12 protein-coding genes are annotated in these 13,985 nt (G+C 59.6%); 7 read left to right on the top strand and 5 right to left on the bottom strand.

Annotation, left to right across the window (positions count from 1 at the left end; translation table 11 throughout):
• Position 1 precedes the first annotated feature (1 nt).
• The 4 genes from WC969_07485 (at position 2) to WC969_07470 (ending at position 5,640) form a co-directional block, all read left to right on the top strand.
• Positions 2–1,135, top strand: a complete 1,134-nt coding sequence (locus WC969_07485) for a type III polyketide synthase (protein ID MFA6029677.1) — start codon at positions 2–4, stop codon at positions 1,133–1,135.
• Positions 1,132–1,845: a methyltransferase domain-containing protein gene (locus tag WC969_07480; protein ID MFA6029676.1), complete on the top strand. Its 714-nt coding sequence runs from the start codon at positions 1,132–1,134 to the stop codon at positions 1,843–1,845. Before WC969_07485 ends, WC969_07480 begins: the two co-directional genes overlap by 4 nt.
• 618 nt (positions 1,846–2,463) lie before the next feature.
• Positions 2,464–2,718, top strand: a complete 255-nt coding sequence (locus WC969_07475; protein ID MFA6029675.1) for a hypothetical protein — start codon at positions 2,464–2,466, stop codon at positions 2,716–2,718.
• Positions 2,719–2,739: 21 nt separating this feature from the next.
• Positions 2,740–5,640: a hypothetical protein gene (locus tag WC969_07470; protein MFA6029674.1), complete on the top strand. Its 2,901-nt coding sequence runs from the start codon at positions 2,740–2,742 to the stop codon at positions 5,638–5,640.
• A gap of 410 nt (positions 5,641–6,050) precedes the next feature.
• Here the strand turns inward: WC969_07470 and WC969_07465 are convergent, their stop codons facing one another.
• The 4 genes from WC969_07465 to WC969_07450 all read right to left on the bottom strand — a co-directional run bounded on the left by WC969_07465 (position 6,051) and on the right by WC969_07450 (position 8,497).
• Positions 6,051–7,067, bottom strand: a complete 1,017-nt coding sequence (locus WC969_07465; GenBank protein MFA6029673.1) for a DDE-type integrase/transposase/recombinase — start codon at positions 7,065–7,067, stop codon at positions 6,051–6,053.
• Positions 7,064–7,426 carry a transposase gene (locus tag WC969_07460; GenBank protein MFA6029672.1) on the bottom strand — a complete coding sequence of 121 codons (363 nt, stop codon included), beginning with the start codon at positions 7,424–7,426 and terminating at the stop codon, positions 7,064–7,066. The genes WC969_07465 and WC969_07460 overlap by 4 nt, the downstream gene beginning before the upstream one ends.
• 70 nt (positions 7,427–7,496) lie before the next feature.
• The gene (locus WC969_07455; protein MFA6029671.1) at positions 7,497–8,138 is read right to left on the bottom strand and encodes a helix-turn-helix domain-containing protein; all 642 of its coding nucleotides are present in this window, start codon (positions 8,136–8,138) and stop codon (positions 7,497–7,499) included.
• The gene (locus WC969_07450) at positions 8,135–8,497 is read right to left on the bottom strand and encodes a transposase (GenBank protein ID MFA6029670.1); all 363 of its coding nucleotides are present in this window, start codon (positions 8,495–8,497) and stop codon (positions 8,135–8,137) included. The genes WC969_07455 and WC969_07450 overlap by 4 nt, the downstream gene beginning before the upstream one ends.
• Before the next feature lie 148 nt (positions 8,498–8,645).
• On the opposite strand from WC969_07450, the gene terL reads away from it, so the two are divergent.
• Positions 8,646–9,266, top strand: a complete 621-nt coding sequence (terL, locus tag WC969_07445; GenBank protein MFA6029669.1) for a phage terminase large subunit — start codon at positions 8,646–8,648, stop codon at positions 9,264–9,266.
• 202 nt (positions 9,267–9,468) lie between these two features.
• Positions 9,469–11,322 (top strand): recombinase family protein, encoded by a 1,854-nt coding sequence (locus WC969_07440; GenBank protein ID MFA6029668.1) that lies wholly within the window; start codon positions 9,469–9,471, stop codon positions 11,320–11,322.
• Between the two features lie 527 nt (positions 11,323–11,849).
• Here WC969_07440 and WC969_07435 read toward each other — a convergent pair.
• Positions 11,850–13,547 carry a hypothetical protein gene (locus WC969_07435; GenBank protein ID MFA6029667.1) on the bottom strand — a complete coding sequence of 566 codons (1,698 nt, stop codon included), beginning with the start codon at positions 13,545–13,547 and terminating at the stop codon, positions 11,850–11,852.
• A gap of 102 nt (positions 13,548–13,649) precedes the next feature.
• Here WC969_07435 and WC969_07430 point away from each other — a divergent pair, with 102 nt between their 5' ends.
• Positions 13,650–13,925, top strand: a complete 276-nt coding sequence (locus tag WC969_07430) for a hypothetical protein (GenBank protein MFA6029666.1) — start codon at positions 13,650–13,652, stop codon at positions 13,923–13,925.
• Positions 13,926–13,985 lie beyond the last annotated feature (60 nt).

Genomic DNA, 13,985 nt, shown 5'->3' with positions numbered 1-13,985 from the left:
GATGAGCGCCGTCGTTCGAGGACGGAAGTCCCGCGCCCGCCTCTACGGGCTGGGGACCGCCCTGCCTCCGAATCAGGCGGGGCAGCCGGTCGTCAAACGCTTCATGGCGTCCCTGGCCGAGGCCACGCTCGAGGGCCGGCGGCGCGCGGTCACTCTCGATCTCCTCGAAAAAATCTACGCCGCCTCGGGGATCACGAGGCGGCACAGCGTGCTGTCCGACTACGCCAAGGATTCCCCGGCGGAGTTCGAGTTCTACCCGCCCAACTGGGCGCTCGAGCCTTTCCCGAGCACCGAGATGCGCATGAAGGTGTATGAGAGATGGAGCGTCGACCTGGCGGAGGAGGCCTGCCGCAAGGCCCTGGGCGAGGCGGGGGTCCGGCCGGCCGAGGTCACCCACCTCATCTTCACCACCTGCACGGGGCTTTTCGCCCCGGGTCCCGACGTCCTCCTCATCGGACGCTTGGGGCTCGCGCCGCAGGTGCATAGGGCGGTTCTGGGCTTCATGGGCTGCTACGCGGGCTTCAACGGCCTGAGGATGGCCGGGCAGATCCTCGGCTCCGAGCCCGAGGCCGTGGTCCTGCAGGTCTGCGTCGAGCTCTGCAGCCTCCATTTCCAGAAGAAGGCCTTGCCCGATTTCCTCGTGGCCAACAGCCTCTTCGCCGACGGCGCCGCCGCCGCGGTCTACGCCCGGCCCGGGCGCTTCGACCGCGGGCTGGCGGACCTGAGCGCGACCCACAGCCGCGTCGAGGGGGACAGCCTCGAGGACATGTCCTGGCGCGTCGGGTCCAACGGCTTCGAGATGCGGCTGGACCGACAGGTGCCGGCGCGCCTCAAGACCGCCGCCCCCGGCTTCGTGTCGGAGCTCCTGGGCCGCGCCGGGCTCGCACAAGGCGACTGCGCCTGGGCCATCCATCCCGGCGGGCGAAAGATCGTCGAGGAGGTGCAGGCCTCCCTGCGGCTGAACGATTCCGAGGTCCGTTCCTCGCTGGAGGTCTTGAGCGCCTGCGGCAACATGTCGAGCGGAACCATCTTCTTCGTCCTGGACCGGGAGCTGCGGAGGGTCCCTCGAGGTCCCGTCGCGGCCCTGGGCTTCGGGCCCGGCCTGACGATGGAAGGAGCCGTTCTCTTCCGGTGAGCCCCTCGGTCCCGCCGGACTTCGAGAAGCGCAGCGAGGCGCTCGAGTTCCTGGACGCTCCCGGCCAGGAGCCGGCGGAGCTCGACGAGACTCTGGGCGAACTGGATTTCATCAACGCTGCGCTGGGCGGTTACGGCGCGAGCTTGGACGCCCTGACCGCCCTCATCCCGGCCGGCCGCCGCGAATTCGACGTGCTGGACGTGGGAGCGGGCGGGGGGGACACGGCGCGGCGCATCGTCGAGTGGGCCCGTCGGCGGGGCATGAGCGCGCGCGTCCACGGCATCGACCGGGAGCCGGAAGCCGCCTCCCGCGCACTCCGCCGCAACGCCGGCGTTCCCGGCGTGGACTTCGCCGCCCAGGACCTCTTCGACCTTCCCGCGGAGCGGAGATACGACGTCGTGCACGCCGCCCTGCTCCTCCACCATCTCTCCGACGATGCGGCGGTCGAGGCCCTGGCCAGGATGTACGGGCTCTGCCGCCTGGGGCTGGTCGTCAACGACCTGCACCGCCATCCGTTCGCCTATCATTCGATCAAGGGGCTGACCGCGCTGCTTTCGCGCAACCGCCTCATCCGCCACGACGCCCCGCTCTCCGTGCTGCGCGCTTTCCGCCGCGCCGAACTCGAGGAGCTCGCTCGCCGCGCCTACTTGCCCGCCCCCGAGATCTCCTGGCGCTGGGCCTTCCGCTGGCGCATGATCGTCCGTCGATAGAGGGACCGCCTTGCGGCGGTTCTTTTTCTCCGTCAAATCAGAGAGCGCCCCGAACGGCGGCGCTCTCTGATTTGACTCCGAAAGTGGCGGGGTCGACGCCCCTGTTCCTGTGAATGGGCGGTTCGGGGCAGTCGACCCGGGCGGGCCCCCTGAAAGCAAAAGCCGCCTTTCGGCGGCTTCTGCATCTTCGGAAAGTCTGGCGGCCCAGTCTGGTCAATAGATAGAACTCACCGGGTGGCCTTTACCTGGGCGGAATAAACGCTATATCGCGCTGTTCCGAGGGAAACCACCAAAAAACCGCCTTGGAGCGGAACATATTCCCGCAGTAAGCCTTGAATATCGATTCCCATAGCGGTAAGCTCGTAGAGAACTTTGAAGTTATGGTGTAGGGTGATTCCCACGCGAATAACCGCCATCTCGCCGGCCTGGGTCGTCCTTGTGGCGGTCGCATTTGGTTCTCAGACGCTTGGATGTGGTGGCGGGCGGCCTCAACATCGTCAGCAGCCCATCCCAGAAGCGCGTCCTAAGGGTGAGATCCAGTCCCAGTCTGCCACTAGGTCGGAATCGGTGCCAGCCAGCCCCAAGGTCGTGAATGTCCAAGTCTTTCCGCTGGATATCATGGGCAACACCCAGAGGGTCGTCGTCTCGATTCTGGTCGACGGGGTTCCTATTCAGTCTACTGACGGCGCCGTCTGGGATAAGCATGAAATCATGTTGGACGCTGGGGAGGAACTGCCCTTCGCGAAGAAGCTGAATGTCATGTGGGATTCCGGCTTGAAGATTGTCTCGGTACGCGCCACGGTGAGAGTGGCAAATCCTTATGGAGCTGAGAGTGTCTATCAAATCGATAGTGTCACGCCTCTTTCTCCTTAGCTCAGTATGCGTGGAGGACAGATGAGACGGACTAGCTTTCTTGCCGTCCCCTTCCTGTTGGTGCTGCTTGGCATGGACGTTCACGCGCGCGGCTTTCAGACACCCAAGTCGACAATGGAAACACTGATTCGAGCCGCAAAGACCATGGATGCTCATCTGTGGTTCAGCTGCCTCAGTCGGACAGATATCGAAGTGTTCGATGCCCTCTATAATCCCCAGGTTGAGAAGCGACTGCTTGAGACCAAGAAGTACCTGGAGGAGAAGCAAGGTAAGCCGTTGAGCAACGATATGCGGGAGCTGTTCGCCTTCCAAACGGTCCTCGATGTGGGAAAGTACGGAATCCCTGAGGCGACGCATGTGCTGGAAGAGAGGATATGGAACGACAAGTACGCCGAAGTCACCATCGTGATGGCTCTACTTGCCAAGGGCTATCTGCCGCCCATGACCTTTTCCTTCCTGAAAGAGAACGGCCAGTGGAAGTTGAGCCAATGGATCACGACCCAAACCATGCTCGGCTGGAGCGCGGCTCAAACTCCCGGCATGCTGGACCCTCTTGTGAATTTTGCAGTGAAGACGCATACGAACATCGAGTTCAACCGAGGCGATTGCCGGAATCTGAAGCAAAGGTCATTCCCGCTTTCCGCAGAGGATTCCGCGGAGTTCCGTCGGATGTGGGAAGATCCCAAGACACGGGATCGACAGGGGCTGTTGCTTCTCTGGGCGGCTACCGGAGACCCGGAGGCGAAAGGAATAGTCGAACAAGAGTCGCTGTCCGACAAACAAGGCCGACTGCGGCAGGGCTTGAGAGAGTACGACAAGATGGCGGCCGGCCTGAAACCTTGCGGACCTCAGCCTGAGACGCGGGGCAGAAAACTGCCTGCTCCGGATTCGGTCGAATTCTGGAAGATTGCCTCTGACCGCGACATCATTGCTCTTAGGCAATGCCCAGCCAGATTCCCGAAGGAAAGGAAGATCTGCGCGCAAGCGCAGCTCCGTGCAGCCGGCATCCTGATGAGTAATGAATCCTATGAGGCTGCAGCCAAAGAGTATGCCGGGGTCGTTAAGACCTTTCCGGAGTTGCAGGATGAGGTTGTTGAGGCAAAATCGAGTCTGGCGAGGCTCTATTGGCAGAAGCTGGGTCAACAAGCCAAGGCGAACGAACTCTGGAAAGAGCTTAGTGCGCTTGGGCGCCTGCCGCCGGATGCCGCATTCGAGGCCGGCAAGTCCGTCGTACCGGTGACCGTGATTCAGGATATCGAGAAGACATTCCGACGTGGAATCTTCGATTTTGATGTCCTGGATGACGGCAGCATTCTCCTTCTCCGATTACTCGATAGGAAAGGGCCTGATGGGCGCCCGAGCCCGAGTGGGGCTCAGCCCCGGTTCGATCGGCATGATTCCAATGGGAAGTTCCTGAAATCCCTCCCCGACAATGGGATCACCGAGATTCCGCATGCGATGTATCGGAACGCCGCGAAGCTGTTTCTGGAGTCCTATAGCAAGCTCATCGTATTGAGCAATGGAGGGGCTGTTCTCGGGGAGTTGGTGAATCAGTTCAAGAACTTCGAGCTGAAGTCGGAACTCCACAATGGCGTGGGGGGAATCTCGCACAGCGAACAATTCCCGCAGGCGATTTGGACGGATGCAGAGATGTTCTGGGTGTTGTACTGGGAGAGTCTTCGGGGATTCGACTATCAGGGTGCTCTGGTGCGCAACATCACAGTGCCCTCCTGCCGGGAATGGGGGAACTCTAAGGGGCGCATGGTCGGGAATCGACGCGGGGACTTGGTCTTTACTCAGCCAGTGAAGGGTAACGTTTTCCGGGTAGACTCGAAAGGACAACTCATCCCGATGAGGCCTCCGAAGCTGGCCGAGGGAAGTTTCAGCCACATCGTCCATATGTTCTCGGACAAGGAAGATAATCTGTACGTCATCGATCGAGGCAGCCGGCGTATCCTCAAGTTCGGGAAGGGTGGCGAATTCATCAGGAGTTTTGAGGATGAGAGCGTCACCGAGCCGACAAGCGGGGCGGTTGATGAGAAAGGGAACGTCTATGTCGTCGGTTACGGCGCTCAGGGGGGCGACGTCGTCACTGTATTCGACAGCAAGACCAGCGCGGTGAGTCGAATCCGTATTCCGACCATGAGCCTTCCCAACATATCCAACAGCAATATCCTGGATATCGAAGTGTCGGGCAATGAAATTTACATGGTTGTCGCGCAGTATGTGATCAAAGCGGACCGGTCTGGGCGGATCCTCTCGCGTTTCCAGGCTAAGTCCAGTTTGCGAGATTTCGTCCGATTGGCGAAGAATCGACAGGGGAACGTGTTCTTTTGCGATGGGAAGGGTATCTGGCAATACGAGGGGGAAAACAGTCGTTTGGTTGTCGAGTTTCCAGCGAGGGAGTCGAATCAATATATCGCGTCCTTCGCCTTTGATAATCAGGGAGGGATATACGCCTACTCCCATCCAGAGGGTGTCTTCTTCTTCGATGCTCAGACCAAGCAAATCACTCCCCTGAAAGGGAAGTATGGTAGCCGACTCTTCTCGGTTCGGTTCATGTCGGTGGACCGGGAAGGTCGACTGTATGGGACGATGTCGGATATCCCTGAGATCAAGACCATTTCGTCTGACGGCGAGACGAAGACGCTCATTAGTGGGAAGGCCTCCGGAAAGCAGTTCTGGAGTCCCAGGGATATCGCCCTGGATGCGCAGAACAACATTTATGTCTATGATGAGGCGAATAAGGCGCTCCTGAAGTTTCAGCCGGATGGAGCCTTCGTCAAAGAGTTCAGTCTTGCCAAGCACATCGGGGGTTGGGTCAATCGCATCCGGTTAGATGGCAACGGCCGTCTGTATGTCCTTAGTGATGAGCGCGACGACCGACGAATAGTTCGGTTCGAACTGCGGGATATGTTCTAGACAACAGGCCACGACGCAGGTCTCATCTCTGCCGCACAGAAAAGAAGAACCGGAGGGGCTTTCCAGCGCCTCCGGTTTATTCCAAAAACTCGGCCCAGTCTGTGTAAAAGATAGAACTCACCGCGTGGCCTTCTCCTGGGCGGAATAAACGATATGCCGCTTCTTTCCCTGGGAAGGGCTCGGAAGATGGCATTTGGACGGAATAAATTCAGTAGCTCAGGGAGTCTATTTGGGCTCGCCAGGTTTCTGGCCTAATTCCACTGCAGCGGTTTCAACCTTGACCCGGATGGGGAAGCTTGGGGGCATGCTCTTGGCGAGGTCGGATAGAATCTCACCGGCTTTGGGGTTATTCTGGAGGAGTTGCTGCAATTCTGAGAGAGCCATTTGAGGGTGGTAGAAAGTGTACGTCTTCAGCGATTTCGGGAATATTCACCACTTGAAACTCTTTGCGGTTCGGGCGTCCGTCCCATATTGTACGCATAACGCCGGGCCAGCGTCTCTAGCCTGATTTTGGCCCGCCGCTCCAGCACCTCGTCCTTCCTGCCCGCGTAGACGTCGTTCGGGCTCACGTTCTTCAACGCTTCGTGCGGCGTCTCGTTGTAGACCTCGACCATCTTGTCGATGGCCGTCTGCAGATCCTCGGGCGTCCCGTAAACCCACAGGTTGACCTTCTCCTTGAGCGTCCGGTTGAACCGCTCCACCTTGCCCTGCGTCTGCGGGTGATAAGGCGCTCCGAAGATGTGCTTCACGCCTCGAGCTTTCAGGTACTTGCTCATCACCTCGCCTGCGAACCCCGCTCCATTGTCCGTCAGCAGGGTCGGCCGCGTCTCGATGACGTGGCCCTCGCCCTGCGCCGTCTCCAGGGCCATCTCCATAGCGTCCGAGGCCGACTGCGAACTCTCGTCCGGCTTCACCGGACAGGCCAGCAGCTTGCGCGAATGGTCGTCGAGCACCGGGATGCCCTTGTAGTAACCGAACTCCGGGATGAAGAAGTTCGTCGCATCCAGCTGCCAGATCTCGTCGACCGCCTGCGTCGGCTTCTTCCACACCTTCGCCGCCGGCCGCTGGTCCATCGGCCTCTGCCGAACCAGCCCCTTGGCCTTCAGGACGCGGTAGACCGTCGTCTCGCCCACCGCCACGCCGTGCTGCTCCGTCAGCATCACGGCCAGCAGCCGCGGGCTGAGCTCCGTGTGCTTGCGTGCCTCGTTCTCGATCAGCTCGCGCTCGGCCACGCTCAGGCGGTTCCAGACGCGTTTGGGCGCGCTGGCCCGTACGACGAACGCCTCCGGACCTCGCGCCGCGTAGCGCCGCTTCCAGCCGTAGTAGGTCGAGGATGCAATCCCCAGCTCCCGCAGCCGCTTCAGCCGATCGGGCTCTCGCGAGATCTCCTCGACCAGCTTTGCCTTCTCGGGCGGGGACAACTTCAAGTGCCCTCCCCGCCGAGACTTTTTTTAAAGATACGGATGGTGATCTCTTTGTCGGCCACCAGCTCGCGCAGAACGGCGTTCTCCTTCTTGAGCTGGTCGACCGCGCTGCCGTCGGCATGGCGGCGGGCGTCCCTCTGTAGCTGGGCCTTGCCGCCTTCCATGAAGTCCTTCGTCCAACTGTAATAGGCGGCTGACGGGATCCCTTCGCGCCTACACAGTTCGGCCACCGAGATGTCCCGCTTCATCCCTTCCAGGACGATGCGGATCTTCTCTTCGGCGGTGAACTTCTTCCGCGTGCGGCGTTTGACGCCCTTAACGAAGTCTTCGGCGTTCTGCTCCGGCTTCTCTTTCTCGTTCATAAGCCTCTCCATTTTAGCGGCTTACGAACGCCCTTAGAACCGCAACGATTTCAAACAGCCAAATATTCCACTAGGCGCTGAACCTCAACACCGTCAGCAGGGTCGGCCGCGTCTCGATGACGTGGCCCTCGCCCTGCGCCGTCTCCAGGGCCATCTCCATAGCGTCCGAGGCCGACTGCGAACTCTCGTCCGGCTTCACCGGACAGGCCAGCAGCTTGCGCGAATGGTCGTCGAGCACCGGGATGCCCTTGTAGTAACCGAACTCCGGGATGAAGAAGTTCGTCGCATCCAGCTGCCAGATCTCGTCGACCGCCTGCGTCGGCTTCTTCCACACCTTCGCCGCCGGCCGCTGGTCCATCGGCCTCTGCCGAACCAGCCCCTTGGCCTTCAGGACGCGGTAGACCGTCGTCTCGCCCACCGCCACGCCGTGCTGCTCCGTCAGCATCACGGCCAGCAGCCGCGGGCTGAGCTCCGTGTGCTTGCGTGCCTCGTTCTCGATCAGCTCGCGCTCGGCCACGCTCAGGCGGTTCCAGACGCGTTTGGGCGCGCTGGCCCGTACGACGAACGCCTCCGGACCTCGCGCCGCGTAGCGCCGCTTCCAGCCGTAGTAGGTCGAGGATGCAATCCCCAGCTCCCGCAGCCGCTTCAGCCGATCGGGCTCTCGCGAGATCTCCTCGACCAGCTTTGCCTTCTCGGGCGGGGACAACTTCAAGTGCCCTCCCCGCCGAGACTTTTTTTAAAGATACGGATGGTGATCTCTTTGTCGGCCACCAGCTCGCGCAGAACGGCGTTCTCCTTCTTGAGCTGGTCGACCGCGCTGCCGTCGGCATGGCGGCGGGCGTCCCTCTGTAGCTGGGCCTTGCCGCCTTCCATGAAGTCCTTCGTCCAACTGTAATAGGCGGCTGACGGGATCCCTTCGCGCCTACACAGTTCGGCCACCGAGATGTCCCGCTTCATCCCTTCCAGGACGATGCGGATCTTCTCTTCGGCGGTGAACTTCTTCCGCGTGCGGCGTTTGACGCCCTTAACGAAGTCTTCGGCGTTCTGCTCCGGCTTCTCTTTCTCGTTCATAAGCCTCTCCATTTTAGCGGCTTACGAACGCCCTTAGAACCGCAACGATTTCAAACAGCCAAATATTCCACTAGGCGCTGAACCTCAACACTGGCTCGACCAGGGCCGCTACGAGCAGCTCCCTGACCGGTCCACCATGTTCTCGGGCGTGGATCTGGCCATAGGGCGCTCCGAGGGGAACTCCCGCTTCGCCGTGGTCACCATCGCCCTGGACCGGGATGGGACGGTGTTCGTGGCCAACGCCTACAGGGACCGGATACCGTTCGCGGAGCAGCTCAAGAGCGTCAAGAGAATCCACAAGCTCCACCACCCGCGGCTCATCACGGTCGAGGCCAACGGTTACCAAAGCGTCTTCATCGAGACCCTGCGCACCGATCCTGAGACGCGCCTTTTGCCTTTGCGCCCTGTCAATACCCAAGGAGACAAACACGCCCGCTTGAGGGGATTGGCCCCCTTGTTCGAGAGCGGGGCTATTCGCCTGCCCAGGCGCGAGGTTGGGGGCTGGGTCGAGCAATTGGAGGAGGAGCTTCTCCAGTTCCCGCACGCGGCCACCGATGACGTGCTGGACGCCCTCTGGATCGCGCTCCAGGGCGTCGAGGCCCAGCGCACGGAGCCCCGCATCACCTACATGGACGATTTCGTGGACACGGACTCCGATGGGTTTCCTAAAACCACGCGCAACTGCTGGCGCTGCGGAGGCCCCAATAAGCTCAACGCCGTCCTCTGTGCCAAGTGCGGCCGGCGGCTGGGATGGGACGATCCGGCATGAAGATCAGGGGACCTGTCGGCAATCTCGACCCTCAGGAGCTGACGCCGGCTGTTCGCCTGGATGCCCTGGCCTGGGTCATGGCCGATGGGGTCGTGCGTTTGGCTGAATCCGGGGCAGATTCTTCGTCGGAGAATGAGGCAGGAAATGACTTGATTCCAGGCGGGATAGAAGGTACTCCTTCAATGGGGGCCGGGAGGTAGGCATGGTCGAAAACAACGGAGCGGTGGACGATAAGAAGCCCGTCGTCATTGCCATATACGCCCGCAAGAGTAATGACGAGAACCTCATGGGGGAGGTTACCTCTCTCGACGCCCAGACCGGGTGCTGCCGCAGCTACATCCAGATCCAGAAAGAGAAGGGCTGGGTGGAGTGCCCGGAGAAGTTCGAGGACCCCAACGAGTCCGGTAAGGACCTCAAGCGGCCATCCATGAAGCGCCTGCTTCGGGCCGTGGAGCAGGGGCGGGTCAACGGGGTCATCGTCTACAAGATTGACCGCCTCACGCGCAACCGGAAGGATTTCGACTTCCTCCTAGAACTGTTCGAGAAGCATAATGTTGCCTTCGTATCGGCCACGGAGTCCATCGACACCAAGAGCCCTCAGGGGAGGCTCATGGTGTCGATACTCATGCAGTTCGCCCAGTACTCCCGCGAGCTTGATGTGGAGCGCTCCAAAGACTTCCACCTGGCCCGCGCCAAGAAGGGCCTGTGGTGCGGCGGCCTGGCACCCTTGGGCTACGACCTCAAGGACAAGCTTCTGGTGGTCAACGAAGAGGAGGCCCAGCTCGTCCGCCGCATATTTGAGCTTTACATCGAGCGGCAGTCCACCTTTCGCGTGGCCGACGAGATCAACCGCAGGGGCTATCGGCGGAAGGTCTACACGACCGAGAAGGGGGAGACCTTCGGGGGCAAACCGTTCGATCCTGACGCCATCATCCGCATCCTGCAGCGAAAGGTCTACATCGGGTTCGTCACGAACGACCGGACAGGTCTGGAGTTCCCTGGCCAGCATAAGCCCATGGTGGACCCGCAGGTATTCGAGACCGCGCAGCGCCTCCTCAAATCACACAACGTGCGGGAGCGCGCCCCCATCGAGGGTCGCAATAAGCATGGGTTCTTGTTCAAGGGGCTGATCCGGTGCGGCGAATGCGACAGCGCCATGGTGAGTTTCGTCCAGCCCAAAAAGGAGAAGGTCTATCTCTACTACAAGTGCATCGGCAAGGTGAACGGCCTCCCCGCCAGGTGCGCCGTGGGGACGATCAATGCCAGGAAGGTCGAGGAGAATCTGATTGAGAGGCTGGCCGCCGTAGGATACGACCGGCCGCTTCTGGAACGGGTAGTAGAGAAGGTTCGGGAGGCCACGCGCCAACAGGTCGGGCCATTGGAGAACGAAAAGCGGGAGATCCATGGCCAACTCGCGACCCTGGAGCAAAAGGTCCGCTACCTCTTGACCCTGGCGGGAGGGACGGATGGTATCGAGTCGGCCAAGAAGGAGCTACGGGATATCGAGGCGGCGAAGGCTACCCTCGAGGCTCGTTTGGGGGAGCTGGACGCCAAGATTGGCTTCCAGAAGAAGGCCGTCTATGACGCCGACGTAATCCAGGCGACCCTGCAGCGCTTCGCCCGTTTCATTTATCGCCTGCCGCCAGAAATGCAGGCGCGGATGATGCGCCTCTTGTTCAAGCAGGTGCGGGTCTACAAGGACCGGATCACCGCCGAACTGCATGAACTGCCCATCGCGGATTTGCCGAGATTCCTCGACTTGAAGGTGGCTTTTTTGCCTAAAAGTTTGAAATCCCGTCGGTGTTTCCACCCACGGGATTCAAACATAACCACTTTGCCCGCTGAGCAGGGAACAGCGGTTATACATTCGCCAGAAAACTGGCGGCGACGGCGAGGGCGAAATCTTATCGGTCTAATTCGTCCTTTTGTTCCGGTGCCAGGAAATACGCAATATATCCCGCCTTTGTCGTTGGCCTGGCCCTACGCGTGGGGCAGAATTGCCGATGGTGAGAAGGTCATCGCGGAGATTGGGGCTTGCCCTTCCCCCCAAATTTGAGGTAGTTCATGTGTGAAAATTTAGAATCCCGTCGTCTTAGAGGACGATGGGACTCATCGTAAAGGATAGGGCATGAAAAAGTCAAAGGCTGGCCAGGATTATATTACGGCTACTGGACTACCTGTTCGTCTCCTGGGGCGGGAAGGGGAGAGCAGGGTGCTGCAAAGCCTCCAAACGGATAACCGATTCTTCGTCCCAGCGACCTATCCGCTCAAGCCGTTGAAAGAGAGGCCGTCCAGCCTTGAGCTCCGGCCGGCCCCTTACAAGGAGTCTACTCGGTCGACCCTGGAGGATCGCAAGCGGCCGCTGGCCCCGATCATTGATGCCCTGCTGCTGGAGGGCGGCCGGACAATGAAGGGGCTCGTGCGCGAGGTCAAGCGAAGGGCCAGTGCGGCGTGTCGGGGGAAAGACGTGGGGGCAAATGTGAGGGCGAGGATGTACTGGCTACGTAAGAGACGGAGTCAGGTCGGGGAGGGGCCTTCACGCACGGGGATTCTCTGAACACTGGCCGGATTTCCGGGGTCAGGTCATTTCGTTAGAGACTGATAAGCAAATGAAGCCGACTCCCTGACGCTCTCCGTGGGGTCATTTCTTGCCGCGTCTTGAAGCGCCTGCTCGGATTCAACGACTTTGTGCGAGCCAAGGATTCTTGCGGCACAGGATCTTTCCCAGGGAGTAGCGCCCTTTTTTAGCGTGGTCAAAACATCGGGCAGATACTTCTTGTCCCAAAGGCGATCAATGGCTAGCAGGGCAGGCCCCCTAATCATCCTTTGAGGGCTTTTCAGCATGTCTCTGATTATCACGTCATCGTCCGCTGTTACGCTTCGGCCAACTATTCCCGTGACAATGTCTACGATATCTGGGTTTTCATTCTTGAGCAGTTTCGTTATCGTTGGAAGATCTTCTTTTCTCACAGCGCTAGGAAGTCGCGCTGCAATTCGACGCTTCTCCGCAGCAGGTACGGAGGAATCGTCAATCTCTCGCAGGATTCTGTCGAAAGACTTTCGTCCAAATTCAATTAGGTCAATGTTTGAATTCGGATCGGATTTGATTTCCCGGATGAAGGCATCTAGGTCATCGTCTTTGCCGATTCGACCAATAGCCGTTTCTGCCATCTTTTGAGCTTGGCCGCCCTTTCCTCGCATTTTTCGCAAAGTCGGTAATGCAAGCTCGTTCTTCCCATGGCCGACCGCGTTCATGATTGCGCTCAGCCGCTCGTAGCGAACCGACTCCCTGCTAAGTTCCTCTTCCGATTTGACCCCCCACGGTCCGAGATATCCCTTCGGGATGTCCCGATCTTCCCTTTCCAGCAATTCCTTCAGGATTGCATGTTGTTCCGGCCTCTGGCATTTCGTCAGTTGCGCTGCGAGGTGCCGAATAATTCGCATTCGCCGTTCGCTATGTTTGTCATCGCGCATACTCGGTATGGCTGCTATGCCTTCATAGAGTGCTTTCACATCGTTATCGTCTGAGATGGAGCTCTCATCGAACATGAGATAAGCTTTTTCTCGTTCGTCATCGGGGCTCTTCGCTGCTGCCATTTTCAGGAGGTCAGACAACGGCAAGGCCGACGCTCGTGTAGTCTCCATTGATTCTCTTGCTTGGGCGGTCGGAGTCGGAGACTCCTCGGCTCCAAGTCGAGTCATCGCCTCCCGGGCTGCAGTTCGGACAATGTCATCCTTGTCTGATTTGGCCATTTTGGCAAGCACGGTGAGGGCTTCCTCTCGCAATGCATCGTTTGGCTCCATGCATTCCCCGAGGTGTCGCACTAAGCTGCTCTTATATGATGCGGCCTCAGCAGGATTGTTGCCTCGCATGTAACGCGCCACCATATCCCGGACTTTCGCATCGTCGTGTTGCCTCAGGAATGCTAGAAAAGAATGTGCAACCATCTTCCGATATTCGGTGATTTCGCTTGCCGGTGAATCTCCCAGTATCCAATTAAGATAGACAAACGTCTGAGCACGGTCCAGATCTTCGATGCCGTCATGTTCAATGTCCGCTCCTGTGAGCACATCGATATACTTCACCAATGCGCTTTTCCGAGCTTCCGGTGTTCTCAGCCCCAGTTCTTGGATCATCGGACTGTTCTGAGAACTTGAGGTTTTGAGCGCCTCGGGTTCTACGGCCTGCGAGATGCGCGCTATTGAAACCAGCCCCACACTCCCCAATAGCCCCCCTAGGCCCGCGACCACGATTGGGGTTAAGAAACGAGCAGACATCATGCCCCCATTGTATCCGCCCTGCGCGAGTTGCGCTAGTGGGCCTTGCTCATGCAGGCGGGCAAAGCTATCGTGTCCCTGTACTTGTTGACAAGAGGACAAACGATGCCCGCGGAATCGGAGCGACAATCGAATCCACGGAAGGCTCTGAGAATCACCCTGTCAATCCCCGTTAAGTTTCGCCGCATCACCAACGGCGAAAGAGTCATGTGGCAAACCGGCCCCGATGAATGCGAGGTCGAGATCGTCGATGGGGCCGACGACGTGGTGTCGCGGCTTCGGGAGCTGATGCAGATTTTAGGCCACGCCGAACGGGAGTCGCGCAAGCGGCGCAAATTTCGAATCTCGTCGTCCCCTAAGACGGCGGGGGCGAAATCCTAATTCAAGACCAAGGTCGAGTAGCTGGCGCGGTGGGTGTGCGAATCGCTGGTTGTTCCGAAC

It is taken from the genome of Elusimicrobiota bacterium (assembly GCA_041660925.1).
GTDB lineage: Bacteria > Elusimicrobiota > Elusimicrobia > UBA1565 > UBA1565 > JBAZUV01.
This window is presented reverse-complemented; position numbering and strand designations above follow the sequence as displayed.

Bases quoted from the DNA above. Each gene is read 5' to 3' on its own strand.
- WC969_07485 (MFA6029677.1), top strand. From the start codon at position 2: ATGAGCGCCGTCGTTCGAGGACGGAAGTCCCGCGCCCGCCTCTACGGG.
- WC969_07475 (MFA6029675.1), top strand. From the start codon at position 2,464: ATGGGCAACACCCAGAGGGTCGTCGTCTCGATTCTGGTCGACGGGGTT.
- WC969_07470 (MFA6029674.1), top strand. From the start codon at position 2,740: ATGAGACGGACTAGCTTTCTTGCCGTCCCCTTCCTGTTGGTGCTGCTT.
- WC969_07460 (MFA6029672.1), bottom strand. From the start codon at position 7,426: ATGAACGAGAAAGAGAAGCCGGAGCAGAACGCCGAAGACTTCGTTAAG.
- WC969_07450 (MFA6029670.1), bottom strand. From the start codon at position 8,497: ATGAACGAGAAAGAGAAGCCGGAGCAGAACGCCGAAGACTTCGTTAAG.
- WC969_07440 (MFA6029668.1), top strand. From the start codon at position 9,469: ATGGTCGAAAACAACGGAGCGGTGGACGATAAGAAGCCCGTCGTCATT.
- WC969_07435 (MFA6029667.1), bottom strand. From the start codon at position 13,547: ATGATGTCTGCTCGTTTCTTAACCCCAATCGTGGTCGCGGGCCTAGGG.
- WC969_07430 (MFA6029666.1), top strand. From the start codon at position 13,650: ATGCCCGCGGAATCGGAGCGACAATCGAATCCACGGAAGGCTCTGAGA.